Source organism: Streptomyces sp. NPDC059718, from assembly GCF_042733315.1.
Lineage (GTDB): Bacteria > Actinomycetota > Actinomycetes > Streptomycetales > Streptomycetaceae > Actinacidiphila.
The window spans coordinates 20,570-43,556 of sequence record NZ_JBHWGA010000042.1; the positions used below are offsets into that span (position 1 = coordinate 20,570).

Here is a 22,987-nt window from a genome sequence, read left to right on the forward strand (position 1 = left end):
CATGCTCATCCTCGGCATCATCCTGCTGATCATCGGCTTCCTCACCGGGATCTCGATCCTGTGGACCATCGGGATCATCCTGGTGATCATCGGCCTCGTGCTCTGGGTGCTGGGCGCGGTGGGGCACAGCGTCGGCGGACGCAAGCACTACTGGTAGGAGGCGCGGATCCGGGTCGTCAGCCGTTCCGGAGGCGCCCCGACCGCCCCGGACGCCCCGACCGCCACGGCGGCCGTCGCGGCCGTTGCCACCGCCACCGCCACCGGCTTCGTTTCAGGGCCGCGGGGTAGGCACGCCCCATGGCGGAATACGACGCCTCGCCCTATGTCCCCGAGGATGCGGACCTCGCGGCGCTGAGCCGCGCTGCCGCGGGTTGCCAGGGGTGTCCGCTGTACGCGGATGCCACCCGGACCGTCTTCGGGCAGGGGGAGCCGTCCGCACGGCTGGTACTGGTGGGCGAGCAGCCCGGGGACCAGGAGGACCGGCAAGGGCTCCCCTTCGTCGGCCCCGCCGGGCAGGTGCTGCACAGGGCGCTGGAAGAGGCCGGGATCGATTCGGTCGACGCCTACGTCACCAACGCCGTCAAGCACTTCAAGTTCACCGTCCCGGAGGGTGGCAAGCGGCGGATCCACAAGCAGCCCACGCTCCGCGAGGTCGCGGCCTGCAAGCCCTGGCTGGAGGCCGAGCTGGAACGGATCGCCCCGCGCATCGTGGTCGCCCTCGGCGCCACCGCCGCCAAGGCCCTGATGGGCCCGGAGTTCCGGGTCACCCGGCAGCGCGGAAGGCTCCTGACGCCCGGCGTGCCCCTCGACGGGGCGCACGTCCTCGCCACCGTCCACCCCTCCGCGGTGCTGCGCGCCGGCGAGAACCGCGAGGAGATGTACGCCGGGCTGGTGGCGGACCTGCGCGTGGTGGCCGACGCCCTCGGATGACCTGATTCCGTTTCCCGGGTCGGGTCCAGGGCAGAGGCTCAGCAGATGCACTGACCGCGTCCCTCTGGGAGGTGTGCCATGAGCACGCCGCATGCAGGCAACCGTTCCGCCCCGAGCAGCAGTGCCGAACGCAAGGTGCCGCCCACGGAGACACCCCCGGCGGAAAGCAGCACCACCCACGGGATCTCCCTCCCCGAGCGGCCGGAACTTCGCAAGGCGTGGGGATTCACACCGCTGGTGTTGATCTTCTGTGTCGTCGCGATCTTCCTTGCGGGAGTGATCGCCATGATCGTCGCACTCTCCACCTAGCCACAGTCCATTGCTGTGACGCGTGGGGGCCCTTACCGGTACTGGGCAGGGGCACCCGGACATGGGAACGGCTCCGTCGAGGAGGAATCCATGGCCGCACGCGACCTGGGCAAGGGCGACGCGGTGGCGGTTCTCCCTCATGAACTGGGTCGTGATCCGCTGAAGTGAACGGTCGGTCGAGCGCACGGTGGGCTCCCTCGGCCGGAACCGAGACATGCGCGCCGCGCTCGGCGTGACGGGCTGACTCACCATGGGCACCGCCTCCCTCAGTTCCGATTCGCATACGTAAACGTGCAGGTGACAGCGCAGGTCTGGGCCCGGCACGGCCCGTTCGGCGCGCTCAGCGGTCGGTCGGGGCGCATGGTGGAAACCGCGGGCCCATGGCGTTGGAGGTTGGTCATGCCGAGCACCTACGAACGCGGCCGAGTGGGATTGCTTCTCGTCGACCTCGTCAACGAGAACTTCTCGAAGGACGGCAAGGCCTATGCCATCTACGCGCCGGAATACGAGAGGCTTGGCACGATCGACAACCTGCGCAGGCTCGTCGCCGGGGTGCGACGGCACAAGGACATCCCCGTCTTCTACTCGACGACCGCCTTCACCCGCGAGGACTATGCGACGTGGAAGCACGTCTCCGGGATGCACCGGGAGATGTTCGACAACCGGCTGTTCGAGGCGGGAACCTGGAACACCTCGTTCTACGAGGATCTGGCTCCCCAGCCGGGCGAGGTGGTCCTCGCGCCGCACAAGGGCCTGGACGTGCTCCACCACACCGACCTCGAATTCCAGTTGCGGCAGCGCGACGTCGAATACCTGGCGATCGCCGGAGTCTCCGGGATCATGGCCGTGGAGTCGACGGCCCGCAGCGCGATGGAGCGCGCCCACCACGTCACGACGTTCACCGACGCGATCGCCGCGCCCGGCGGCCTGGTCACGTACCAGGCGATGATGCGCGGCCTGAACATGATCTCGCACAGCGTGGTCAGCGTCGACGACTTCCTGGCCTCGCTCGACGACCTGGGCGCGTGACACTTCCACCATCCGTGCGGTGAGGAGAGCAGCCGGGATGCAGCGGGCGGCCCGATCTTGGCCGGCGAACGTCCGGGATCGGCTCGTGGCGTCCGATCCCGGACTGATCCGGCTGCTGTCCGCGCTGAGCACGGTCTGCGCGGTCCTGTTGACGCTCGGTGTCCTCGCGGCGCTGCGTGCCCCGATACCCGTCCTGGTGACGGGTGCCCTCACCGCGATCGTCAGCACGGTGGCGGTCACCGAGCCCCGGCCGCGCGACCAGCTGCTGACCCTCGCGGCCGGATTGCCCATCGCGCTGGCGACCATGGCGGTCGGCAGCGCGCTGACGCCGTACCGGGTCGTGGCGGACGTGGTGTTCGTGCTCTTGATCTTCGCCGCCATCTACATCCGCCGGCTGGGCTCGCGCGCGACCACGCTGGGCATCTTCGCCTTCCAACTCTTCTTCGTGACCCAGTTCGCCGAGACCCGCGTGGAGCAATTGCCGCAGCTGTTCCTGGGCGTGGTGGTGGCCTTCGGCAGCTCGGCGCTGGTCCGCTTCGCCGTCCTGCGCTCGCCGCCGGAGCGGACGCTGGCACGGCTGCAGCGGGCCTTCGGGCTGCGTCTGGCGCTGGTGCTCGACGCGCTGATCGAGGTGGCCGAGGGTGGACCGCAGGCGCCGCGGGCCGAGCGGCAGGTCGACGATCTGCGCCGGTACGCGGCCCGCCTGCACACGGCCGCGTTGATGATCCAGACCTGGCTGGCAACCGGCACGCCCGACGAGCGCACCGCCACCGCGATCCAGCGCCGCGTGGCGGAGGCGGAGACGGCCGTGGAACGGCTGGCCATCCTCGTGCTGCGGGTCCTGTGGCCCGCTGCCGATGTCGACACCCTGACCTGGCACCTGACCAGGATCGGCCGCGCCGGATCCTCCATCGACGCCCGCGACGCGGCGATGCTGCCCGCGCTGGTCTCGGAACTGCGTGCGCTGCGCGTGGTGATCGGACCGGGTCGGCTGCGGCCGGAGGGCGCCGATACCGCCGAGGTGCGCGACCGCCTGCTCGGCTACCGCAACGACGAGCACCTGCCCGACGCGTCACCGGCGATGCGGGACGTCTTCCGCTCCGCCGGGGACTTCGCCCGCGCCCTGTTCGGCCTGAGCCTGGCCGTCGACGGGGACACCTCGGCATCCCAGGACACCGCCGAGGCGGCACGGTCGAGGGAGGAGCTCACGGCAGAGGACTCCGGCCTGGCGAGGGACGGCGTCGTACCGAAGCCGGAGGGCGCCCGCATCCGCCCCACCACCAGGACCGCGCTGCAGGTCGCGACCGGATCGGCGCTGGCCGTCGTCGGCGGTGAGCTGCTGTCGCCGCAACGCTGGTACTGGGCGGTGTTCACGTGCTGGGTGGTGTTCATCAGCACCGCCTCCACCGGCGAGCTCCTGGTCAGAGGGTACCGGCGGATGATCGGCACGGTGGTGGGCGTCGTCGCCGGGCTCTCCCTCGCCGCCCTGATCGGCGACGACCCCCCGCTGGCCTTCGCGCTCGTGGTCCTCAGCGTGTTCGGCATGTACTACACGACCGCGGTGTCCTACACACTGATGTCCTTCTTCGTCACCACGATGATCGGCATGCTGTACACACTGCTCCACGCCCTCACCCCGGGCGTGCTGGTGGTGCGCATCGAGGAGACCGCGCTCGGGATCGCGTGCGGGCTGGCCGCCGCTCTGCTCGTGCTGCCGGTGCGGACCCGGGAACGCACGGACCAGTTGCTGCGCGACGTGCTGGAACGCCTTCGCGCGGTGCTGTCGCAGTCGCTGGCCCGGCTGGGCGGCGAGGCCGGCCGGGATCTGCTGGTGCCGGCCCGCGCGCTGGATTCGGCCCTGGACGGCCTGCGCCTGTCGGTGCAACCGCTGATCACCCCGATCAGCCCGCTGCGGTCCCGGCGGCGCACCGCGCTCTGCGCGCTGGGGTTGCTGGAGACGGCGGCCTTCCACGCCCGCAGCCTGGCAGCCACCGTGGAAGTCATGCCGGCCGGCGTCCGCGTCAGCCCCGATCCGTGCCTCGTGGACGAGGCCGGCCGGATCGACCGGAACCTCGCGACCCTGATCGGCCAGGTTGCTGCTCGAGGCGAGGAGGACACCTCGATCGAGCGCGGTTCCGGCATTCCCACCCCCCTCGGAGAGGGTTTCGCCGGAGCGCGTGCCGAGGACGTCCACGCGGCGCGGCGGGTGGTACGGCACCTGCAACGCGTGGACGAGAGCATCCAGGGCCTTGCCCGAACCCTCGAGGTGCCCGTCCGCTACAACTCGTAGCCGCAGGTACCGGCGGGTCCTCCACAGGTGTGCGTGCTCCCCCATAGGGCAGCCGAGGGCCAAGGACAGGTCCGATCGAGACCGCCCACCCGAAAGGAGACACGCATGAAGCGCGACGAGACGCCCGAAGACGCGGAGCGTACGGCCCCGCCGCCGAAGGACCAGCAGGATCTGCAGCAGGCCCGCGGGCGCGATCCCGACGCCGCGGAACGGGGGCGGCCGGACAAGGACGTTCCCGACGCGCCGCGCGACCTCCCGCCGCAGGAACCCCCTGACTGACGATCGGGCGGGCCGGGTGACGCGAGGTGATCCCGGACGCCGGGAGGGGGGACCCGGCGTCCGGGGCATTCACCCACCATGCGGCTGCCTCACCGCAGGATCCGGCTGCCCCGGATCCTGCGGCCCACACACCGCTGGGAGCCGTTTTTCCCGGCCTTCACCGGGCAGCCGCCCGACATGACGCAATTCGGATACACGATGATGACCGAGCAGGCCGGCCCGCGGGACCTGGTGGCCCACGTGGTCAGGGCCGAGGAGGCCGGCTTCGACTTCTCGGTGACCTCCGACCACTACTTCCCCTGGCTGGACGAGCAGGGTCACGCGCCGTACGCCTGGAGCGTACTGGGAGCGGCCGCGCAGGCCACCTCGCGGATCCCGCTGATGACGTACGTGACCTGTCCGACCGTGCGCTACCACCCCGCCGTCGTCGCGCAGAAGGCGGCGACGGTGCAACTGCTGTCCGAGGGCAGGTTCCGGCTCGGCCTGGGTTCGGGGGAGAACCTCAACGAACACGTCGTGGGCGGTGGATGGCCGGCCGTGGACGTCCGCCACGAGATGCTCGCCGAGGCCGTGGAGATCATCCGGGCGTTGTTCGAGGGAGGCTACGTCAACCACCGCGGCGAGCACTTCGACGTCGAGTCGGCGAAGCTGTGGGACCTGCCCGACCTTCCGCCGCCGATCGGGGTCGCCGTCTCCGGGGCACAGTCCTGCGAACTGGCGGGACGGCTCGCAGACCTGATGATCGCCACCGAGCCGGACGCCGAACTGGTGGCCGCGTTCGACGAGCACGGAGGTACGGGCAAGCCACGGGTCGGACAGCTGCCGGTGTCCTACGACCCGGACCGGGCGACGGCCGTGCGCCGGGCGCACGAGCAGTTCCGATGGTTCGACGGCGGCTGGAAGGTCAACTCCGAACTGCCCGGGACGGAGGCCTTCGCCTCGGCCGGCGCCCACGTGCGCCCGGAGGACGTCGCGGAGTCCATCCCCTGCGGGGACGACCTGGATGCCTTCGTGGAGGCGGTCCGCCCGTACGCGGAGGCGGGGTTCACCGAGATCGCCCTCGTCCAGGTCGGCGGTGACACCCAGATGGCCTTCCTGGACTGGGCGGAGAAGACCCTCCTGCCCGCGCTGCGCGAGCTCTGACCCCGGTCACCGACGTGTCGGACCACGGTCCCGGGGGCCGCGGTGGCCGTGCGGGTGCGGGCGGAGACAGGCCGCTGGGCCGCTCCGGCGGGCATCCGCCCGAACGGCCCAGGGAAGCCGGCTCGCGTCAGGAACGGCCGCGGCCGGTGACGAAGTCGCGTGCCCGGTCCACCAGTCCGGTCCCCGGCGCCAGGAGCTTGTTGCCGGGCGGGGTGTCCGGAGCGCTGGGGTGCGGGCGGGTCGGGGCGATCTTCTTGGCCCGCCGGACCTGCTCGCCGAGTTCGTAGAGCTGCTCGGGCGTGCAGGCCTGCGCCAGGCTCGGGAAGAGCTGCTGCTCCTCCTCCCGGACGTGCTCGGTGACGTCGGTGACCAGCTTCTGCACCATCCGGTCGAAGCGGGGGTCGTCGATGTCGGCGTCCTCCAGGTCCTTGAGGACCTGTTCGACCTCGGCGTGTTCCTGGATCTCCTTGTCGGCCAGGGCGTCCCCGCCGGGCAGGTGCTTCCGGACGGCCGGGTACAGGTACATCTCCTCGGCCACCGAGTGCCGCACCAGCTCGATGGTGACCTCGTCGAGCACGTTCCGGCGTTCCTTGTCGCCCGCGGGCAGGGCCCGCAGACGGGCGAAGTACTCCTCCACCTCGCGGTGGTCGGCTGTGAGTTCCGCGATGACGTTTCCGCCGTGTCCCATCACATGGCTCCCTTCCGGGTCGGTGTGCGGTCTACGGTCTTCTCCGGAGCGGCTTCCCGGTCCCACGACGGGCACGCCCCCTTTGTCAGCCATCCGGACGACGATGTTCGGCCCAGGCCGCAAAGCGCACCCCGGGATCGACCAGGACGTCGGCTGCGGTGCAGGCCGGCGCCTGGGCCGCGGCCGGCATCACCTTCCGGGCCCGGGAGCCGGCCCCGGCGGCGGCGAACTCCACGGCGAAGCCCTCCCCCGCTCCAGGTGACCGGTCAGCATGCGGGCCGCACGTACCTCCTCGAAGGACGGCTCGGGATCGCGGTGCAGGGCGAGCGCGACGGCCCACAGCGGACCGGCCCGTGCGGTCAGCTCCTCCGCGACGCGTGCGTACAGCTCGTCGAGTTCCCCGGGCATCGCGGCCTCCCGGCCGTCTCCGGCACGCCTACCCGCCACCGCGGCGCACGACCGAACGGCCGCGGCAGGCCCCCGGCGTTCGTCGCGGTGCGGCCGCATGAGCCGATGGTGCCGCCGCACGCGCCCATAAAGGAGGGTGAGAAGCCGACCCTCAGGAGCCGCAGACTGAGCACCGCGGTCGCTGACCACCCCCGTCCTCCCAGGAGGCGTTTCCGCCATCCGGGCGGGGGCAACCGCTGTTCATGGACCATTCGCAGGCGCCGGTCCTGGAGGCGCTGGCCGCCTACCACGCGACCGGTCAGACACCGTTCACCCCACCCGGTCACAAACAGGGCCGGGGCGCCGACCCCCGTGTCCTGGAGGCGCTGGGAGAGGCGGTCTTCCGCTCCGACATCCTGGCCACCAGCGGCCTGGACGATCGCACCTCCTCTCACGGCGTCCTGGAGCGGGCGCAGGCGCTCATGGCGGACGCCGTGGGAGCGGAGCACACGTTCTTCTCCACCTGCGGCAGCTCGCTGTCGGTCAAGTCGGCGATGCTCTCGGTCGCCGGACCCCACGAAAAGCTCGTGGTCGGACGGGACGCCCACAAGTCCGTCATCTCGGGGCTGATCCTCTCGGGCCAGGAGCCGATCTGGGTGCGCCCCGAGTGGGACCCCGACCTGCACCTGGCCCATCCGCCGTCCCCGCAGGCGTTCGCCGCGGCCCTGCGCGACCACCCGGACGCCAAGGGCGCCCTGGTCACCAGCCCCACCCCGTACGGGACCTGCGCGGATCTGTGCGCGATCGCCGAGGAGTGCCACCGGCAGGGCAAGCCGCTGATCGTCGACGAGGCGTGGGGAGCGCACCTGCCCTTCCACCCGTCGTTGCCGACCTGGGCGATGGACGCCGGAGCGGACGTGTGCGTCACCTCCGTGCACAAGATGGGGTCGGCCCTGGAGCAGACCTCGGTCTTCCACCTCCAAGGGGACCTGATCGACCCCGCCGTACTCAAGGCCCGCGAGGACCTGCTGGGCACCACCAGCCCCTCGGTGCTGCTCTACGCAGCGCTGGACGGCTGGCGCCGGCAGATGGTGGAGCACGGCCACGCCCTGTACGACCGGGCCCTCGCCGTGGCCGAGGCCCTGCGCGGCCAGATCCAAACCCTCGACGGCTTCCACGTGCACGGCCGCGCGGACTTCTGCGCCCCGGGCCGGGCCGCCGATCTGGACCCCCTGCAGGTGATCGTCGACATCTCCGCGCTGGGCACCACGGGATACCGGGCCGCCGACTGGCTGCGCGCCCACCACGGGGTGAACCTCCACGTCAGCGACCACCGCAGGATCAGCGCCCAGCTCACCCACGCCGACCACGAAGACACCACGAAGGTCCTGGTCACCGCCCTGGCCGACCTCGTCGACCACGTGGGCGATCTGCGCCCCGCGGTTCCCGTGCACATTCCGAGCCCGGAGGAACTCACCCTGGAACAGGTCGTCCTGCCCCGCGACGCCTTCTTCGGCGAGACCGAGCAGGTCCCGATCGCGGAGGCCGAGGGCAGGATCACCGCGGAAATGCTCACGCCCTACCCGCCCGGCATCCCTGCCGCCCTGCCCGGCGAACGTCTCAACCGGCACGTGCTGGACTACCTGCGCACGGGCGTCGAGGCCGGGATGGTCGTCCCGGACGCCGCCGACCAGAAGGTGCGCTCCATCCGAGTCGCGATCGAGAAGTGACGGAGGAACCCGCATGACCTCCCGCAACGAGGACCCGGTCAGCCGCCACCCTCAGCCGGACTTCCCCGCCCAGGACCAGCCGCCTCCGGGCTGGACGGGGCCGATGGACCCGCCCCCCGACCACGGGGAGACCTCCTACGAAGGCAGTGGCCTGCTGGAGGGCAAGGCCGCGGTGATCACCGGTGGCGACTCCGGGATCGGCCGGGCCGTCGCGCTCGCTTTCGCCCGCGAGGGCGCGGACGTGCTCATCACGCACCTGCCCGAGGAGAGGGCCGACGCGGACACCACCGTCGGACTCATCGTGGACGCCGGACGCAAGGGCGTCGCCCTGTCCTGTGACATCCGCGAAGAGGAGCAGTGCCGCGAGGTGGTCGACCTGGCGCTCGCGCAATTCGGACGGCTCGACATCCTGGTCAACAACGCCGCGTACCAGATGTCACAGCCGGACGGGATCGGCGCGATCGACACGGAGCAGTTCGACCGGGTGCTCAAGACCAACCTGTACGCGATGTTCTGGTTGTCGAAGTCGGCCCTCGAGCACCTCCCCGCCGGCGGCTCGATCATCAACACCAGCTCCGTGCAGGCCTACAAGCCCAGCCCCCATCTGCTGGACTACGCCATGACGAAGGCGGCGATCGTCAACTTCACGCAGGGACTGGCACAGATGGTCGCCTCCAAGGGGATCCGCGTCAACGCGGTGGCCCCGGGACCGGTGTGGACCCCGCTCATCCCGGCGACCCTCCCGGACACCACCGAGTTCGGCAAGCAGTCCCCGCTCGGTCGACCCGCCCAGCCGGCCGAGATGGCCCCCGCCTACGTCTTCCTCGCCTCCCAGCGCGCCGGTTACATCACGGCGGAAGTCGTCAACGCCACAGGCGGCACGCCGCTGCCCTGAGAGCGGCATGCGCCGCCACCGACCGGGAAGACGGTGGATCAACGACCGCCTTTGGGCTTCGCTTGAGGAGACGCCATGCTGATGGCCCACCCCGCCGTCCTGAATGACCTGGTCGACCGGTACCAGACCCTCAGGCTGCTCAATGCCGAGGACCCCGAGGTCCGCCGACGGCTCGAGGACCTCGCGTACACCCTCTGCGTCGCCACCGGCACCAGCGACATCGACGCCGCCCTGCTCGCCGCCCGCCTCCGCCTGCCGGGCGCCCGCCCGCACGACGACTCGACCGTCCCGGCCTGACGGACGCACGCGCGGGGCAGCGGCGCCTACCTCGGCAAACACGGATCGACCGGGCTTCGCCGTCCACCGGCTGCCACCCCTCCGGCGAGCCGGTGATGGACGATGAGGGCGATGACGGGCGAGGGTCGCTGGGGTGTAGGGCCCGGGTGGCCGGGTAGCAGCCTGGACTGAAGCGATGCTTCGCTTCCCGAGAAGGTGATGCGTGATGGCCGGGACCACCGGACACCGGGACAAGGCGAAGGACAAGGCGACGGTCAAGGCCTTGCTGGACAGCGAAGGCCACACCTATGCCGAGGACGCCGGCATCAAGCTGAAGAACACCCCGCAGCCGCTCTACCAGGCGCTGGTGGCAGCCTGCCTGCTCAGTGCCCGGATCAAGGCGTCCGTGGCCATCGACGCGGCGCACGAGCTCTTCGCCGCGGGCATGCGCGACCCGCGTCGGATGCGCGACGCCACCTGGCAGCAGCGGGTCGACGCGCTGGGCAGGGGACGCTACCGGCGCTACGACGAACGGACGGCGACGCAGCTCGGGGACGGAGCGGAGCTGCTTCTCGACCGCTACGGCGGCGACCTCCGCCGGTTGCGGGACGAGGCGGACGGCGACCCGGACGAGATCCGGCGCGCTCTGCGCCAGGTTCCCGGGCTCGGGCCGGTCGGCGTGGACATCTTCCTGCGGGAGGTGCAGGCGGTCTGGCCGGAGACGGGCCCCTTGTTCGACGACAAGGCCCTGCAGGGCGCCGAGCGGCTCGGCCTTCCGGCTCGGCCGGAGGAGCTGGCGGCCCTGGTGCCCAAGGCCGCCTACGCGGTCTTCGCCGCGGCCCTGGTGCGGGCGGCTCTCGACCGCCACGTGGTCGAAGAGGTCGCCGAGGCACAGTCCTGAGCGGGGATTCCCAGCGGCGCGGCCCGGAGACCTCGGCAGGTCGGCGCGGTCGTCCGGCCCGCTGAGCACGACGCGCCTGGCGTGAGCCGGTCGCAGTGGCCGGGTGACCGCGGTCGTGGCCCTCGCCGCCCTCGTGCCGCGCTCACCGTCCGCCGGCTGAGGGCCCCTTACGCGACCCGCCGGCGCCGACCGGTCCGCCGCCAGCGTGAGGTCGGCCACGCGGCAGCGAGCAAGGTGACGGCCCACGAGGCCGCGCCGACCCACACCAGCGAGGTGTCCCTGGTCAGCGTCGCCGTCAGCAGCAGGGCCAGGGTGGTGCCGGCGAGGAAGGTCACCAGCAGGGCGCGCGGCCACCGTGCGAACCGCGCCGCGAACTCCCGCAGGGGCGTACGGACGCGCATGGTGCGCAGTCGCCGGGCGAGCGCCCGGTCGTCACGGCGGAGCAGGCGCTCGATTCCGTCGAGAGCCATGCGTTCCCGGACGGTGAGCCGGCAGTCCTCCCTCATCGGCCTCTCCTGGCAGGTGTGGGCCGGGCTGCTCCGGCCATCTGTGCTCCGCGTGTACCCCGTTGTGCGGCCGGGATCGCCGCAGCACGATGAATGACCTGATACGGCCGGTGGCGCCCGACGAACAGGGGCCCGCCGCGATGCGCGGCGGGCACCCGGCGTGCTGCGGGCGGGCGTCAGGTCACCATCGGTACCAGCGGCGGCGCCCGCCGCCCTCGGCGGCCCGGAACACGAACCCGAGCAGCCACACCACCAGCACGATGACGGCGATCCACCACAGGGCCTTGAGGGCGAACCCGGCGCCGAACAGGATCAGGGCCAGCAGCAGGACAAGAAGCAAAGGAACCATGTCGTCAACCTCCTGACCCCGCGTCTGCCCTGGTGTTCCGTCACCATGCACCACCGCGCCGAGGCGGCCGCCGGGAAGGACTGTCGGACCGGGGCGGCATAATCCGGCCATGAGCCTCACCTCGCGGCAACTGACCCTCGCCACCCTGGACCGTCAGCTCCTGCTCGAACGCGGGCGCCTCGACGTGGCCGAGGCGGTACGCCGGGTCTGCGCGCTGCAGGCACAGACCCCGGCCTCCCCGTACCTTGCGCTGTGGAACCGTGTGCAGGACTTCGCGCCGGAGGACCTCGACGCGGCGTTCGCGGACCGGCGGATAGACAAGGCGACCCTGATGCGGATCACGCTGCACGCCGTCCACGCCGAGGACCATGCCGCCTACCACGCCGCGATGCGGGGCACGCTGCGGGCGTCACGACTGTACGACCGCCGCTTCACCTCGACCGGGCTGGACCCCGCCGACGCCGACGAGTTGCTTCCCGAACTCTCCGGGTTCCTCGACCGGCCCCGCACCGGCACCGAGGTCGAGAACGAGGTCACCGGACGCTTCGGCGAGCACGCCCACCGCGTGTGGTGGGCCCTGCGCACGTACGCGCCCGTACACCACGCGCCGGCCGGCGGTCCCTGGTCGTTCACCCTGCCGAACACCTATCGCGCCTCCGCGGCGGTCCCCGCGCCAGAGCCCGAGCAGACGGACGCCGGGGTGCGGCGGCTGCTGCTCGCCTACCTGGGCGCGTTCGGGCCTGCCTCGCCCCAGGACTTCGCACGCTTCACCCTGCTGCAGCGCTCCGTCGTCACCAGGGCGCTGAACGGGCTCGGCGACCAGGTGACGCAGGTGGCGGGACCGGGCCGCGCGGCCCTGTACGACCTCGCCGACGCCACCGTCCCCGACGAGGACACACCGGCGCCGCCGAGGCTGCTCCCCATGTGGGACAGCATCCTGCTGGCCCACGCCGGCGCGGGGCGGGTCGTGCCCGAGGAGTACCGGCCGCTGATCGCGCGGCGCAACGGCGACACGCTGCCGTGCCTGCTCGTCGACGGGCGGGTCGCCGGCGTGTGGCGCGCGACCGGCGACGGCCTGGAGCTGACCGCCTTCCACAAGCTCGGCAAGGCCGCCTGGCAGGGGCTGGTGGAAGAGGCGGCGAAGCTGTGGACTCTGCTCGCCGACCGCGACCCGGCCGTCTACCGGCGTTACGCACACTGGTGGGACAAGGGGTTCCCCGGCGTCGAGAGCCGCTTCGTCAAGGCCTGACGTGTCGGTGCGCCGCCGCCGTCGCGGTACCTGCCGGATCCCTTTGCGTCCCGTGCGTCACAGGACCCACCTCCGCTTCGCCATTTCACCGTCTCGCGTCGTGTCGCGGAGGCTCTCCTGCCGGAATCTTTCCCGCACTTATCATCGGATTTATTGGCAATACTCCTGAAGGGCCACTTATTTCACAAGGGAGGAGTCGGCCCATGGGGCAGCCGGACAAGGAGACCCGCCGAGACGCGGATCGGGACCTGGAGGAAGAGGCCACCCGGGAATCGGAGACGCCTTCCACGGATGAAGAGGAGCGGGGCTCGGAGCAGTTGAAGATTCCACCGCACGAGAAGCGCCGGGGCACCGGCCTTGAGGATTTCTAGCTCGCTCCGTCGCACCCCGACGGTGTTCGGGCGGGGCGCTGCACGGACAGCGCCCCGCCGGGACGGACTCAGGTGGACAGCAGGCGGTTGAAGAAGGACCGGTAGCGCCGGAGCGCGGTGCGCAGGTCCTCCGTGTTCACCTGCTCGCCACGGGTCCACTGGCCTTCCAGGTCCCCCTTGTGCTGGGCGAACGTCGACGCCAGCTTCTGCATGACGTCGGCGACCAACTCGTCGGCGGCGTGCACGGCATCGCGTGGGTCGTCGACGAACTCGCTCTGGATCCGCTGCCAGCGGTCGCGGAAGTTCTCCTGGTCCTGGGATCCCAAGAGTTCCGGGGCCTCGTCCGCGGCGGTCTCCCGGGCAGGAGTGCCCGCCATGTCCTCCGGGGGCGGTTCGCCCCGTGTTCCGGTGCTCTCGCCGGGGTACTCTGGTGCCCTCGAGGCCGCTTCCGGGCGGTCCTCCTCGGGGCCGGCGGGTGCGTGGGTCTCTGCGAGGTCTTCTGTGGCCAGACCGCTTCCGCGGGAGACGCGCTCGCGTTCCATCGTTCTCCGCCTTCCTGATCGGTGTTCCGGGACGGGCCCTTCGTCAGGCCCGGGCGTGGCGCCGCCCACCGCCGTCGGTGAGCAGTTCGTCGAACAGCGCGCGGTAGTGGACCATCGCGCCGCGCAGCTGCTCGGTCGTGGCCTCGTGCCGGGTGCTGAGGTCGTTGACCTCATGGGCCGCCCGGTAGTGGTCCAGGGTCCGGCCGTGTTCCACCGACAGGTCCTTGACCTGCTGGTCGAAGTTCTCGGTCGGGTATCCGCGGTCGCGCATCAGGGAGCCCACCAGGCTGTCGGCGTCGTGGACGGCGTCCTCGGGCCGGTCGACGAACTCCTCCTGGACGCTGGTCCACTCCCGCGCGTAGCGGTCACGGATGCCGCTCGGCAGCGGCTTGATGTCCAGCGAGTCGTGACGCTTGGTGCGCGCGGCGAGGTCCCGCTCGGCGTCCATGCGGCTGTTGGCGCCTTCCACGGTCCGGTCGTACTCCGGGCCGAAGCGGTCCTTCAGGCGCCGGTGGCGTACGTAGAGGGTGGACGCCACCGCGATCAGGGCGATTATCACCACCACGGGGATGATGATCGCCAGAAGTGTCCCTGTTGACATGGGGTCGACTCCCTCGCACTCACGGGAACCCCCCTCGCCGGACGCCTGCCCTGGGGCCGGTGTCCAAAACGCCACTTGTGCGGGCATTCGTCACATGTGACGTCGGTGGCCCCTCAGGCCGTACCGCGTTGCGCGCGCAGGTGCTCGACGACGGGGGTGAGGGCCTTGCGGAGGGCGGCCTGGTCCTCGGCGGGGAGCAGGTCGATGAAGTGTTCCCGTACGGCGGCGACGTGGTGCGGGGCGACGTTGCGCATGGTCTCCCAGCCTTCGTCCGTGAGGACGGCGAACAGTCCGCGCCGGTCGGACTCGCAGTTCTCGCGGCGGACCAGTCCGGCGTTCTCCATGCGGCTGATCTGGTGGGACAGCCGGCTCTTGGACTGCAGGGTGGCGCGGGCCAGGTCGCTCATCCGCATACGGTGCTCGGGCGACTCCGAGAGGTTCACCAGGATCTCGTAGTCGTTGATCGTCAGGTCGAACGGTTCCAGGTCACGTCCGAGTTGACTGAGCAGCAGAGTGCCGACCTCCAGGTAGATGCGCCAGGCGCGCTGCTCGTCACCGGTCAGCCATGGGTCGCTCTTGCCCTTCTCCATTTGTTCAGCATATCCAGCGCGGAAATTCTGCTTGAAAGCTCCACATTCCGCAGGGCGCGGTTGAGCCGAATGCGTCACTCAAAGCGATCGATCTCTTTGTGCCGCCGCGGGCTCCCTGGAAGACTCGTCCCACGTACTCGGGGCCGTGCGACGGAAGCGAACGGCCATGGACCGGTACCTGGCGGAGATCCTTAGGGCGCACGGCGGCGGTGACCGCTACGCGCGGTTCGGCGAGGTCCGCGCGACGATCGTCACCGGCGGCGAGCTGTGGGCGCTGAAGGGCGTGCCGCAGGACCCGGCGCCCCGCGACATGACCGTGTGGCTCCACGAGGAGCGGGCGTCCCTGCGCCCCTATGGCGCGCCCGGCCGGCGGACCGACTTCACCCCCGGCCGTGTCGCGATCGAGAAGGCCGACGGCACGGTCGTCGCCGAGCGCGGCGACCCGCGCTCCCACTTCGCGGGGCACACCATGACCACCCCCTGGGACGCGCTGGACCGCGCCTACTTCAACGGCTACGCCCTGTGGACCTACCTGACCACCCCCTTCCTGCTCGCCGGGCCGGGGGTCACCGTCACCGGCATCGGGGCGTGGCGCGAGGAGGACGAGACGTGGCGGGGCCTGCGCGCCACGTTCCCCGAGGACGTGGCCACCCACTCCCGCGAGCAGGACTTCTACTTCGACGACGCCCTCCGGCTGCGCCGCTACGACTACCACGTGGAGATCGCGGGCGGCTTCGCGTGCGCGCAGTACGTCCACGACTACGTCGAGGCCCAGGGGCTGCGGATGCCCTCGAAGCGCCGGGTGTACCTCCGCGCCGAGGACGGCAGCCCGCGGCGTGACACGTTGCTCGTCTCGATCGACGTCAGCGACGTGCACTACGCGTGAGGCTCAGGGGGCGAGGGTGAGCGTCGCCGGCGTCCCCAGCGCCAGCATCTTGGTGTAGGGACACAGGGAGTCCGCCCGCCTCAGCAGGGGAGCGGCGGTCGCCGCGTCCGTCCCCGGCCAGGTGATCAGCAGGTCCGCCCGCACCAGGTAGCCGCCGTCCAGGGGGTCCCGGCCGAAGGCGACGGAGGCCTCCACCGCGATCGTCGCGGGGTTCCGGCCGGCCTGCCGGGCGACCAGGCTGAGGGCGCCGTGGAAGCAGGCCGCGAGCCCGGCGGCGAACAGCTGTTCCGGATTCGTGCCGCCGCTCTCCCCGCCGAGTTCGGAGGGCAGCCGCAGCACGAGGTCGAGCATCCCGTCGGACGACCGGGCCCGTCCCGATGCCCGTCCGTGGCTCACCTCGCCGCCGCTGACGGTCACGGACGTCGTGTAGATGGGGGAGAAGGCCGTGCCGTCGTAGTCCTTCGCCGTGGACAGCCCGGGCCACTGGGTCGGCTCGCTCACCGCGGTGCCTCTCTCCGGAGCCGGCTCCCGCAGGGTGCGGGCGCCTTTCCGCCGCACATGACTGTGGTCTGCATGGTCCGCCCTTCGTCATCCCGGGAGAGGCCCGGACCCGATCACCGACTCTGACCAATCAGCTGATCGACTTGTGACACGCCGGGGGTGAATTCCGCGTGAACTCGCCCGCGGGCCCGAGCGATTGGCGCCCGGGTGGTCCGCCGGGCACCCAAGCGCGGCATATCGGGCGTCACAGCCACCTCGATCCACTGGTCTCCATGAAGAGTCCCGGCCCGTCCCCACCAGGAGGTCTTCATGAATTGGCGTTACGACGCTGCGTGCCGCGAGGAGGATCCGGAGCTGTTCTTCCCCATCAGCGGCAGCGGCCCGGGAATGGCGCAGATCCAGGAGGCCAAGGCCGTGTGCCTGCGGTGCCCCGTCACGGCGCAGTGCCTGCGGTCGGCGCTGGCGGCCGGCCGTCTCGACGGGATCTGGGGCGGCACCACGGAGGACGAGCGGCGGAGGATGCAGCGCCGCGACTACGTGGAGCGCTGGCGGAAGACGCGGCAGGCCACCGTCTGATCCGGGTCGGACGAGCTCCAGCCCGCCGTCCGCCGTGACGACATTCCATAGGGGTCGGGGACGGATGGCACTGCGGGGCGGGTGGGATCCATGTCGCATATGCGGTGGATGTCATGTCGTGCCTGGAAGGCCGGAACTGTGGCGCAGCGCCCCACACGGGCGCGATCGCGCGGCCACGCCATCCCACCGCACGGAAAGGCAGTGCGTGATCCCCTCCCTTCCGCTCCGCACCCGCCCCGCCCCCCCGCTCATGGGGGCCGGGGATACGGCCCGCCGTCGAGCTGCTCCTCCTCGCCGCCGCCTACCAGTCCTCCGACGCCCACACCACCGTCGGCGGCGACCTCGGCCGCCCGCGTCCCCGGAGCGACGCGGACGCTGATCGGAACGTCCGCGGCAAGGGCCTGCAAGGGATCCACGAAGTGGCGGCCGCCGTCGGCGCGTTCAGGGAGGCGGCACCCCGCTGCGCCACCCTGTCCCAAGTGGCCGCGCACCCGGAGGGCAGCATGCGCACCCACCTGGAGGAGTTCGAGGAGAGCCACCACGACGCCGCCGAACGCTGCGTCACCGCGCTGGCGTTGGAGATACCCGACGACCGGCGGGTCATCCGCGCGGTCAACTGCGGCAACCCCGCGCCCCTCGTCTCCGGTGGCGGGCACGTCACCCTGCTGGCGCCCCGACGCAGCGGGCCGCCCCTCGGCCTGAGCGGGCGACGGGCCCGGAGGCCTCGTGCGGGAAGACCCGTGCCGGCACCTCAGGGGCCCGCTGAGCGACGACGTCGCCATCGTCGCCCTCCAGCGGGTTCCCTTCCCCGCGCAGGCGACCGCCCCCGGGGCGGAGGCCGGGCGGGTTCCGGGCGGGCCGCCGCCGGGCGCGGCGGGGAGTTCCGGTCCGCCGCCCCCTCGGGTGATGGCGGCCTGCGGGCCCTGACACCGCCTGCCCGTCACACCGTGCGGCGCGGTCCGGTGTGCCCTCGGGCGGCCTCCGCGGCAGACCAGGCGCGTCGAGTGCCGCGAAGGTACGTTAAGCACGTACGGGCATTCACCGGTCATACGCATCGGGAGATGGGCAAAGCCATGAAAATCGCAGTCATCGGCGGAACCGGGCTCATCGGCTCGCAGGTCGTGAAGGACCTCAACGCGGCCGGCCAGGAGGCCGTGCCGCACTCCCTGTCCACCGGCGTGGACCTCCTGAGCGGCGAGGGCGTCGTGGAGGCCGTCGCGGGCGCGGACGTCGTCGTCAACCTCACGAACTCGCCGACCTTCGACGAGGCCTCGCCCGCGTTCTTCCAGACGTCGATGGACAACCTGATCGCCGCCTGTGAGAAGGGCGGCGTCGGTCACATGGTCATCCTCTCCATCGTGGGCGTGGACCAGGTGCCGGAGCTGGACTACTACCGGGCGAAGGTGCTGCAGGAGGACATCCTCAAGGCGGGTTCGATCCCGTACTCCATCGTCCGCGCCACGCAGTTCATGGAGTTCATGGACGCGACGATGTCCTGGACCACCGACGGGTACACCGTCCGGCTGCCGCACACCCCGCTCCAGCCGATCGCCGCCGCCGACGTCGCGCGGATGGTCGCCGAGGTCGCCTCGGGTCCCCCGCTCAACGGGACCGTGGACATCGCCGGGCCCGATGTCTTCTCCCTCGACGAGATCGGCCGGATCACCATCGCCGCCAAGGGCGACGGGCGTTCCGTCGTCGTCGACGACACGGCGGGCATGTTCGCCGTCCCCCAGGGCGACGTCCTCGTCGGTGGGGAAGCCGCCCGCATCGCCCCTACCCACTACCGGGACTGGCTGTCCTGACCGACGGGCGCGTCCCGACCGCGGACGACGCCGACCGAGGACGACGCAGTGGATGACGCCGACGACCTCCAGGAAGCACAGGAGGAGTTCCAGGCCGCCCGTGGCGCTCTGTTCGGCATCGCCTACCGGATGCTCGGCAGCGTGAGCGAGGCCGAGGACATCCTGCAGGAGGCGTGGATCCGCTGGCAGACCTACGACCGCTCCAAGGTGGAGAACCCCCCGGCGTTCCTCGCGACGACGGTCACCAGGCTCGCCATCAACGTGCTGCAGTCGGCCAGAGCCCGGCGTGAGACCTACGTCGGACCCTGGCTGCCGGAGCCGGTGGACACCGAGAGCGATCCCGCGCTGGGGGCCGTGAACGGGGAGGCGCTGGAGGTCGCGGTGCTGATGCTCCTGGAGAAGCTCACGCCCGCGGAACGCGCCGCCTATGTGCTCCGGGAGGCCTTCGAGTACCCCTACGCGCAGATCGCGGAGATCATCGGACAGTCCAACGCCAACGCGCGCCAACTGGTGAGCCGGGCGCGCAAGCACCTGGCGGCGGAGAAGCGGGCCGGTGTGGTGACCGCCGACCGACAGCGCTTCCTGACGGCGTTCGTGGCGGCCGCGAAGGCCGGGGAGGTGGGCGTGCTGGAGGACATGTTCGCCGAGGACGTCGTCTCGTACTCCGACGGCGGAGGCGAGGTCCGTGCCTCGAAGTTCCCCGTCGTCGGCCGTCAGCGGGTGGCCAAGTACCACCACGCCTTCGCCGACCGGTTCTGGGTCGGCGCCACCGTGGAGCCCGTCCAGGTGAACGGCGGGCCCGCCATGAAGCTGTCCCGCGACGGCACGGTCTTCGCCGTCCTGACGTTGAGCGTCACACCGGAGGGCATTGACCGGGTGATGTGGATGATGAGCCCGACGAAACTCGCCGTCCTGGACAATTGAGCGCGCACGGACCCCCGGCACCGCCCAGGGGGGCGCGGCGCCGGGGGAGCGGCCCGGTCAGTCGACGAAGTACGAGTCGTGCTTGTCCAGGAACGCGGCGCGCTCCTCCGCCGTGGCGTTGCCCATCTGCGAGATCTGCTCGAAGTACTCCTCACGCGGTGCGCCCGGCGTGAAGAGCAGCAGCATCTCCGCCGGGGCGTCGGAGTCGTTGCGGAAGGCGTGCAGCCCGCCCTGCGGGACGTGCAGGAAGTCGCCCTCCTGCGCGTCCACCCACTTCTCGCCGTTGTAGAGGCGGACGGTTCCGTTGAGGATGAAGAAGGACTCCGAGATGGTGCGGTGGAAGTGCGTCTTGGGACCGCCCGCGTTCGCCCTCATCATGACGCGGTAGAGGCCGTACTCGCCCCGCGTCATGTCCGTGGTCGCCAGGTAGTGGATGCCGTCCCCGGCCTGGCCGACGTTCGGAGGGGCGCTCGCGGGGCGGAAGTTGGCGTTGACCTCGCCGCTGTCCCCGAAGTACACCTGCTTTGGGTATGACATGCCTACCATCCCTCGCTCGCGTCGTGTGCGCCGTGGCGCACCGGCGGGGCGTGCGCCGACCGCTGCGGTCGGCCGTCCATGACCACGCCCCTCTCGGGGAGACCGGGTTGCCCGCGCGGGTGTGACAGCTCCGTGGCGTCAGGAGACGGCGACGACGCCCACCGCGGCCAGGCCGTCGTCCGCGCGCAGGAGGATGTCGTAGAGGTAGGTGTCGCCCGCGCGGGGCGTGAGGACCTGCCGGCCCCCGGAGGGCAGGGTCCCGGTGACCGTCTCGTGCCTCTCGCCGGGCTCCGATCCGCTGACGGCCACGAGCTTGACCGGCGTCCTGCCGATGTTCTCCAGCGTAACGGAGCGGGTCCTCGGACACGTACCGGTGAGCTCGTCGGCGCAGTGGAAGCGCACGTCGCCGAATTCGGTCAGGCCGCAGGAGACGTCGGTGGCGAAGCTGAAGTGGGCGGAGCAGACGGCACCGCCGCGCAGGGCCGTCGCGGGCGGCGAGGTGTGGGCGTCGTCGGGGGGAGGGTCGTCCGTGCACGCCGTGGCCAACGGCGCGAGCGCGACGGTGCTGACGAGTACGGCGGACAGGAGTGCTGTGCGCACGTGGAGCTCCAGAAGAAGGAAGGCGAAGGTGGGGGGCGCGCGGGGCGCCGCCGTGGACGTCAGCCCGGGGCCGGCTGACGTCGAGTGCTCAGGAACGTAGCAGACAGTGTTGATCCGTCCGGCGAGCGGAGGGGCTGCGCACAGACCCCCAAACGGTCGTTCTTGTAGCAAATCTCCCGATACATCCCCGCCGCGATCACAGTGTTCACCACTGAGCGGACATGCTCTGTCACACCGGCAGGGCCTGCGCTGTCTTACTGGTGACGGAGAGAAACAGAGGGAATCATGCGCGAGATCCTGATCGTCGGCGGTGGCTACGCGGGCTTCTACACCGCCTGGGGCCTTGAGAAGACCCTGCGGCCCGGGGAGGCGCGGGTCACCGTCGTCGACCCGCGTCCCTACATGACGTACCAGCCGTTCCTGCCGGAGGTGACCGCCGGTTCGGTGGAGGCACGCCACGCCGCCGTGTCGGTGCGGCGGCACCTGCACAAGTCCCGGCTGGTCGCGGGCAGCGTGACCGGGATCCGCCACGCCGACCGCACGGTGACGGTCCGGCCCGCGAAGGGGGAGGAGTACGAACTCCGTTACGACACCCTCGTCGTCACCGCGGGAGCCGTGACCCGTACCTTCCCCATCCCGGGCCTGGCCCGGCACGCCATCGGCCTGAAGCACGTCGAGGAGGCGGTCGCCATCCGCGACCGGCTGCTGACGGCGTTCGACCAGGCCGCCTCGCTGCCCCCCGGGCCCGAGCGGCGGAAGCTGCTCACCGTCACCTTCGTGGGCGGTGGGTTCTCCGGCGTCGAGGGCTTCGGCGAGCTGCTGTCGCTGGCGACCGCGATGCTCAAGTCCTACCCGGAACTGAGCCTGGGGGAGCTGTCGTTCCACCTGGTGGAGGCGCGGGGGCGCATCCTGCCCGAGGTGAGCGACGGGCCCGGGGCCTGGGTCGTGCGCCACCTGGAGCGCCGCGGCGGCCATGTGCACCTGAACACCCAGCTGGTCTCCGCCGAGGACGGGCACGTCGTGCTGTCCAGCGGGGAGGAGTTCGACTCGGAACTCATCGTCTGGACCGCCGGCAACGCCTCGAACCCCGTGGTGCACAACCACACGGATCTGCCGGTCGACGAGCGCGGCCTGCTCGTCGTGCGGCCGGACCTCCGGGTGGGTACGGACGCCGAGCCGGTGCCGGACGTGTGGGCGGCCGGGGACGACGCGGCCGTGCCCGACCTGGCCTCGCCCGTGGCGGGGGCGCACACGGTGCCGAACGCCCAGCACGCGGTCCGGCAGGGCAAGCGCCTGGCCAAGAACATCGTCGCGAGCCTGCGCGGCGGCAGGGTCCGGGACTACCGCCACAGCAGCCTCGGCGTGGTCGCCACGCTGGGCCTGGGACGCGGCATCTTCCAGTACAAGGCCATCGTCATCAAGGGGTTCCCGGCCTGGCTGATGCACCGCGGTTACCACGTGCTCGCGGTGCCCACCTGGGAGCGGAAGGTCCGGGTGCTCACCGTCTGGCTCACCGCCGCCCTGTTCGGCCGGGACCTCGTCTCCCTCGCCTCCGTGCAGCACCCGCGGGACGCGTTCGTCACGAGTGCCTCCCCCCGGCGTCCCGCGGAGCCGCGGGCGGGCGACCACGCCGGAGTGTGAACGCCGGGAAGACGACGCCGAGCGGGCGGTGGAGCGCGCTCGACCGGCTCCACCGCCGCGTCGAGAACCGCGTCGAGCGGGCGCTGCACGGGCAACTGGGCGTGAGCGCACGGGAGTTCCAGGCCCTGCGGGCTCTCCAGGAGAGCATCCGCGACGCCGAGGGCCAGCTCCACTTCGACGAACTGGCCGACGCGATCGGCCTGACCCAGTCCGCGACCAGCCGGCTGGTGACGCGGCTGCGCGACCGGGGATTGATCACCACGCGCACCTCGGCGTACGACCGGCGGAGCGTGGACGTGCACCTCACCCCGGTCGCGCAGGACGTGCTGCGGCTCGGGGTGCCGCTGCTGGAGCGCGCCGTCCACGACGTCGTGTCCGGCCTCCGCGCGGACGACACCGACGCCGACCTGATCCGCTACCTCCAGGGGCCCTCGTAGCCCCTGGAGGCGGGT

The 22,987-nt window shown here is 71.4% G+C and carries 29 protein-coding genes and 1 pseudogene; 20 read left to right on the forward strand and 10 right to left on the reverse strand.

Translation table 11 applies throughout. The features are described from left to right. Position 1: 1 nt before the first annotated feature. From ACFV3E_RS34915 to ACFV3E_RS34945, 7 genes are all read left to right on the forward strand, one after another. The gene (locus tag ACFV3E_RS34915) at positions 2-157 is read left to right on the forward strand and encodes a DUF6131 family protein (protein WP_089228969.1); all 156 of its coding nucleotides are present in this window, start codon (positions 2-4) and stop codon (positions 155-157) included. A 140-nt stretch (positions 158-297) separates the two neighbouring features. Then, entirely contained in the window at positions 298-930 is a 633-nt protein-coding gene (locus tag ACFV3E_RS34920) for a UdgX family uracil-DNA binding protein (RefSeq protein WP_500538705.1), read from the forward strand. Positions 931-1,008: 78 nt separating this feature from the next. Beyond that, positions 1,009-1,239 carry a DUF6480 family protein gene (locus ACFV3E_RS34925; protein WP_500538706.1) on the forward strand — a complete coding sequence of 77 codons (231 nt, stop codon included), beginning with the start codon at positions 1,009-1,011 and terminating at the stop codon, positions 1,237-1,239. 399 nt (positions 1,240-1,638) lie between these two features. Next, a complete protein-coding gene (locus tag ACFV3E_RS34930; protein WP_500538708.1) occupies positions 1,639-2,268 on the forward strand; it encodes a cysteine hydrolase family protein in 630 nt (209 codons plus the stop codon). 85 nt (positions 2,269-2,353) lie between these two features. Then, positions 2,354-4,558, forward strand: a complete 2,205-nt coding sequence (locus ACFV3E_RS34935) for an FUSC family protein (protein WP_500538710.1) — start codon at positions 2,354-2,356, stop codon at positions 4,556-4,558. A 105-nt stretch (positions 4,559-4,663) separates the two neighbouring features. Further along, on the forward strand, positions 4,664-4,837 hold the full coding sequence (locus tag ACFV3E_RS34940) for a hypothetical protein (protein WP_500538712.1): 174 nt from the start codon (positions 4,664-4,666) through the stop codon (positions 4,835-4,837). 177 nt (positions 4,838-5,014) lie between these two features. Next, on the forward strand, positions 5,015-5,980 hold the full coding sequence (locus ACFV3E_RS34945) for an LLM class F420-dependent oxidoreductase (protein ID WP_500538714.1): 966 nt from the start codon (positions 5,015-5,017) through the stop codon (positions 5,978-5,980). Between the two features lie 127 nt (positions 5,981-6,107). Here the strand turns inward: ACFV3E_RS34945 and ACFV3E_RS34950 are convergent, their stop codons facing one another. Next, positions 6,108-6,668, reverse strand: coding sequence for a hemerythrin domain-containing protein (locus ACFV3E_RS34950; protein ID WP_500538716.1), 561 nt, complete (start codon positions 6,666-6,668; stop codon positions 6,108-6,110). A gap of 189 nt (positions 6,669-6,857) precedes the next feature. After that, positions 6,858-7,076: a hypothetical protein gene (locus ACFV3E_RS34955; RefSeq protein WP_500538718.1), complete on the reverse strand. Its 219-nt coding sequence runs from the start codon at positions 7,074-7,076 to the stop codon at positions 6,858-6,860. 242 nt (positions 7,077-7,318) lie between these two features. Here ACFV3E_RS34955 and ACFV3E_RS34960 point away from each other — a divergent pair, with 242 nt between their 5' ends. The 4 genes from ACFV3E_RS34960 to ACFV3E_RS34975 all read left to right on the forward strand — a co-directional run bounded on the left by ACFV3E_RS34960 (position 7,319) and on the right by ACFV3E_RS34975 (position 10,857). Then, positions 7,319-8,785: an aminotransferase class I/II-fold pyridoxal phosphate-dependent enzyme gene (locus tag ACFV3E_RS34960; RefSeq protein ID WP_500538720.1), complete on the forward strand. Its 1,467-nt coding sequence runs from the start codon at positions 7,319-7,321 to the stop codon at positions 8,783-8,785. A gap of 13 nt (positions 8,786-8,798) precedes the next feature. Next, entirely contained in the window at positions 8,799-9,680 is an 882-nt protein-coding gene (locus ACFV3E_RS34965) for an SDR family oxidoreductase (RefSeq protein WP_500538722.1), read from the forward strand. 75 nt (positions 9,681-9,755) lie between these two features. Then, positions 9,756-9,977: a DUF5133 domain-containing protein gene (locus ACFV3E_RS34970; protein ID WP_500538725.1), complete on the forward strand. Its 222-nt coding sequence runs from the start codon at positions 9,756-9,758 to the stop codon at positions 9,975-9,977. 205 nt (positions 9,978-10,182) lie between these two features. Further along, positions 10,183-10,857, forward strand: coding sequence for an HhH-GDP family DNA glycosylase (locus tag ACFV3E_RS34975; RefSeq protein WP_500538726.1), 675 nt, complete (start codon positions 10,183-10,185; stop codon positions 10,855-10,857). A gap of 167 nt (positions 10,858-11,024) precedes the next feature. Here the strand turns inward: ACFV3E_RS34975 and ACFV3E_RS34980 are convergent, their stop codons facing one another. Further along, positions 11,025-11,363 (reverse strand): DUF3040 domain-containing protein, encoded by a 339-nt coding sequence (locus ACFV3E_RS34980; protein ID WP_500538728.1) that lies wholly within the window; start codon positions 11,361-11,363, stop codon positions 11,025-11,027. Between the two features lie 181 nt (positions 11,364-11,544). Next, entirely contained in the window at positions 11,545-11,712 is a 168-nt protein-coding gene (locus tag ACFV3E_RS34985) for a DUF5670 family protein (RefSeq protein ID WP_026251678.1), read from the reverse strand. Positions 11,713-11,821: 109 nt separating this feature from the next. Here ACFV3E_RS34985 and ACFV3E_RS34990 point away from each other — a divergent pair, with 109 nt between their 5' ends. Together ACFV3E_RS34990 and ACFV3E_RS34995 are read left to right on the forward strand one after the other, a co-directional pair. Continuing rightward, entirely contained in the window at positions 11,822-12,961 is a 1,140-nt protein-coding gene (locus tag ACFV3E_RS34990) for a winged helix DNA-binding domain-containing protein (RefSeq protein WP_500538730.1), read from the forward strand. Between the two features lie 203 nt (positions 12,962-13,164). Further along, entirely contained in the window at positions 13,165-13,332 is a 168-nt protein-coding gene (locus ACFV3E_RS34995) for a hypothetical protein (RefSeq protein WP_500538734.1), read from the forward strand. A gap of 68 nt (positions 13,333-13,400) precedes the next feature. Here ACFV3E_RS34995 and ACFV3E_RS35000 read toward each other — a convergent pair whose 3' ends face one another. From ACFV3E_RS35000 to ACFV3E_RS35010, 3 genes are all read right to left on the reverse strand, one after another. Further along, entirely contained in the window at positions 13,401-13,874 is a 474-nt protein-coding gene (locus ACFV3E_RS35000) for a hypothetical protein (protein ID WP_500538736.1), read from the reverse strand. 43 nt (positions 13,875-13,917) lie between these two features. Next, complete coding sequence (locus tag ACFV3E_RS35005) at positions 13,918-14,475, reverse strand: hypothetical protein (RefSeq protein ID WP_500538738.1); 558 nt, start codon at positions 14,473-14,475, stop codon at positions 13,918-13,920. A gap of 113 nt (positions 14,476-14,588) precedes the next feature. Continuing rightward, on the reverse strand, positions 14,589-15,065 hold the full coding sequence (locus ACFV3E_RS35010) for a MarR family winged helix-turn-helix transcriptional regulator (RefSeq protein ID WP_500538740.1): 477 nt from the start codon (positions 15,063-15,065) through the stop codon (positions 14,589-14,591). 166 nt (positions 15,066-15,231) lie between these two features. On the opposite strand from ACFV3E_RS35010, the gene ACFV3E_RS35015 reads away from it, so the two are divergent. After that, positions 15,232-15,951 carry a hypothetical protein gene (locus tag ACFV3E_RS35015; protein WP_500538742.1) on the forward strand — a complete coding sequence of 240 codons (720 nt, stop codon included), beginning with the start codon at positions 15,232-15,234 and terminating at the stop codon, positions 15,949-15,951. 3 nt (positions 15,952-15,954) lie between these two features. Here the strand turns inward: ACFV3E_RS35015 and ACFV3E_RS35020 are convergent, their stop codons facing one another. Then, positions 15,955-16,452 carry an Ohr family peroxiredoxin gene (locus ACFV3E_RS35020; RefSeq protein WP_500538744.1) on the reverse strand — a complete coding sequence of 166 codons (498 nt, stop codon included), beginning with the start codon at positions 16,450-16,452 and terminating at the stop codon, positions 15,955-15,957. A gap of 309 nt (positions 16,453-16,761) precedes the next feature. Here ACFV3E_RS35020 and ACFV3E_RS35025 point away from each other — a divergent pair, with 309 nt between their 5' ends. The 4 genes and pseudogenes from ACFV3E_RS35025 (at position 16,762) to ACFV3E_RS35040 (ending at position 19,757) form a co-directional block, all read left to right on the forward strand. After that, positions 16,762-17,028 (forward strand): WhiB family transcriptional regulator, encoded by a 267-nt coding sequence (locus tag ACFV3E_RS35025; protein WP_500371659.1) that lies wholly within the window; start codon positions 16,762-16,764, stop codon positions 17,026-17,028. Positions 17,029-17,447: 419 nt separating this feature from the next. Next, a pseudogene (locus tag ACFV3E_RS35030) lies at positions 17,448-17,678 on the forward strand (SpoIIE family protein phosphatase); the annotation flags it as partial. A gap of 423 nt (positions 17,679-18,101) precedes the next feature. Next, positions 18,102-18,833 (forward strand): SDR family oxidoreductase, encoded by a 732-nt coding sequence (locus ACFV3E_RS35035; protein ID WP_500538824.1) that lies wholly within the window; start codon positions 18,102-18,104, stop codon positions 18,831-18,833. Positions 18,834-18,881: 48 nt separating this feature from the next. After that, positions 18,882-19,757, forward strand: coding sequence for an RNA polymerase sigma-70 factor (locus tag ACFV3E_RS35040; RefSeq protein ID WP_500538746.1), 876 nt, complete (start codon positions 18,882-18,884; stop codon positions 19,755-19,757). A gap of 57 nt (positions 19,758-19,814) precedes the next feature. Here ACFV3E_RS35040 and ACFV3E_RS35045 read toward each other — a convergent pair whose 3' ends face one another. Continuing rightward, positions 19,815-20,294: a cupin domain-containing protein gene (locus ACFV3E_RS35045; protein WP_499509659.1), complete on the reverse strand. Its 480-nt coding sequence runs from the start codon at positions 20,292-20,294 to the stop codon at positions 19,815-19,817. A gap of 138 nt (positions 20,295-20,432) precedes the next feature. After that, positions 20,433-20,894 carry a hypothetical protein gene (locus ACFV3E_RS35050; RefSeq protein ID WP_500538748.1) on the reverse strand — a complete coding sequence of 154 codons (462 nt, stop codon included), beginning with the start codon at positions 20,892-20,894 and terminating at the stop codon, positions 20,433-20,435. A gap of 285 nt (positions 20,895-21,179) precedes the next feature. On the opposite strand from ACFV3E_RS35050, the gene ACFV3E_RS35055 reads away from it, so the two are divergent. Both ACFV3E_RS35055 and ACFV3E_RS35060 read left to right on the forward strand, forming a co-directional pair. Continuing rightward, complete coding sequence (locus tag ACFV3E_RS35055) at positions 21,180-22,535, forward strand: NAD(P)/FAD-dependent oxidoreductase (protein ID WP_500538750.1); 1,356 nt, start codon at positions 21,180-21,182, stop codon at positions 22,533-22,535. Further along, a complete protein-coding gene (locus ACFV3E_RS35060; RefSeq protein ID WP_500538752.1) occupies positions 22,532-22,972 on the forward strand; it encodes a MarR family winged helix-turn-helix transcriptional regulator in 441 nt (146 codons plus the stop codon). Before ACFV3E_RS35055 ends, ACFV3E_RS35060 begins: the two co-directional genes overlap by 4 nt. Positions 22,973-22,987 lie beyond the last annotated feature (15 nt).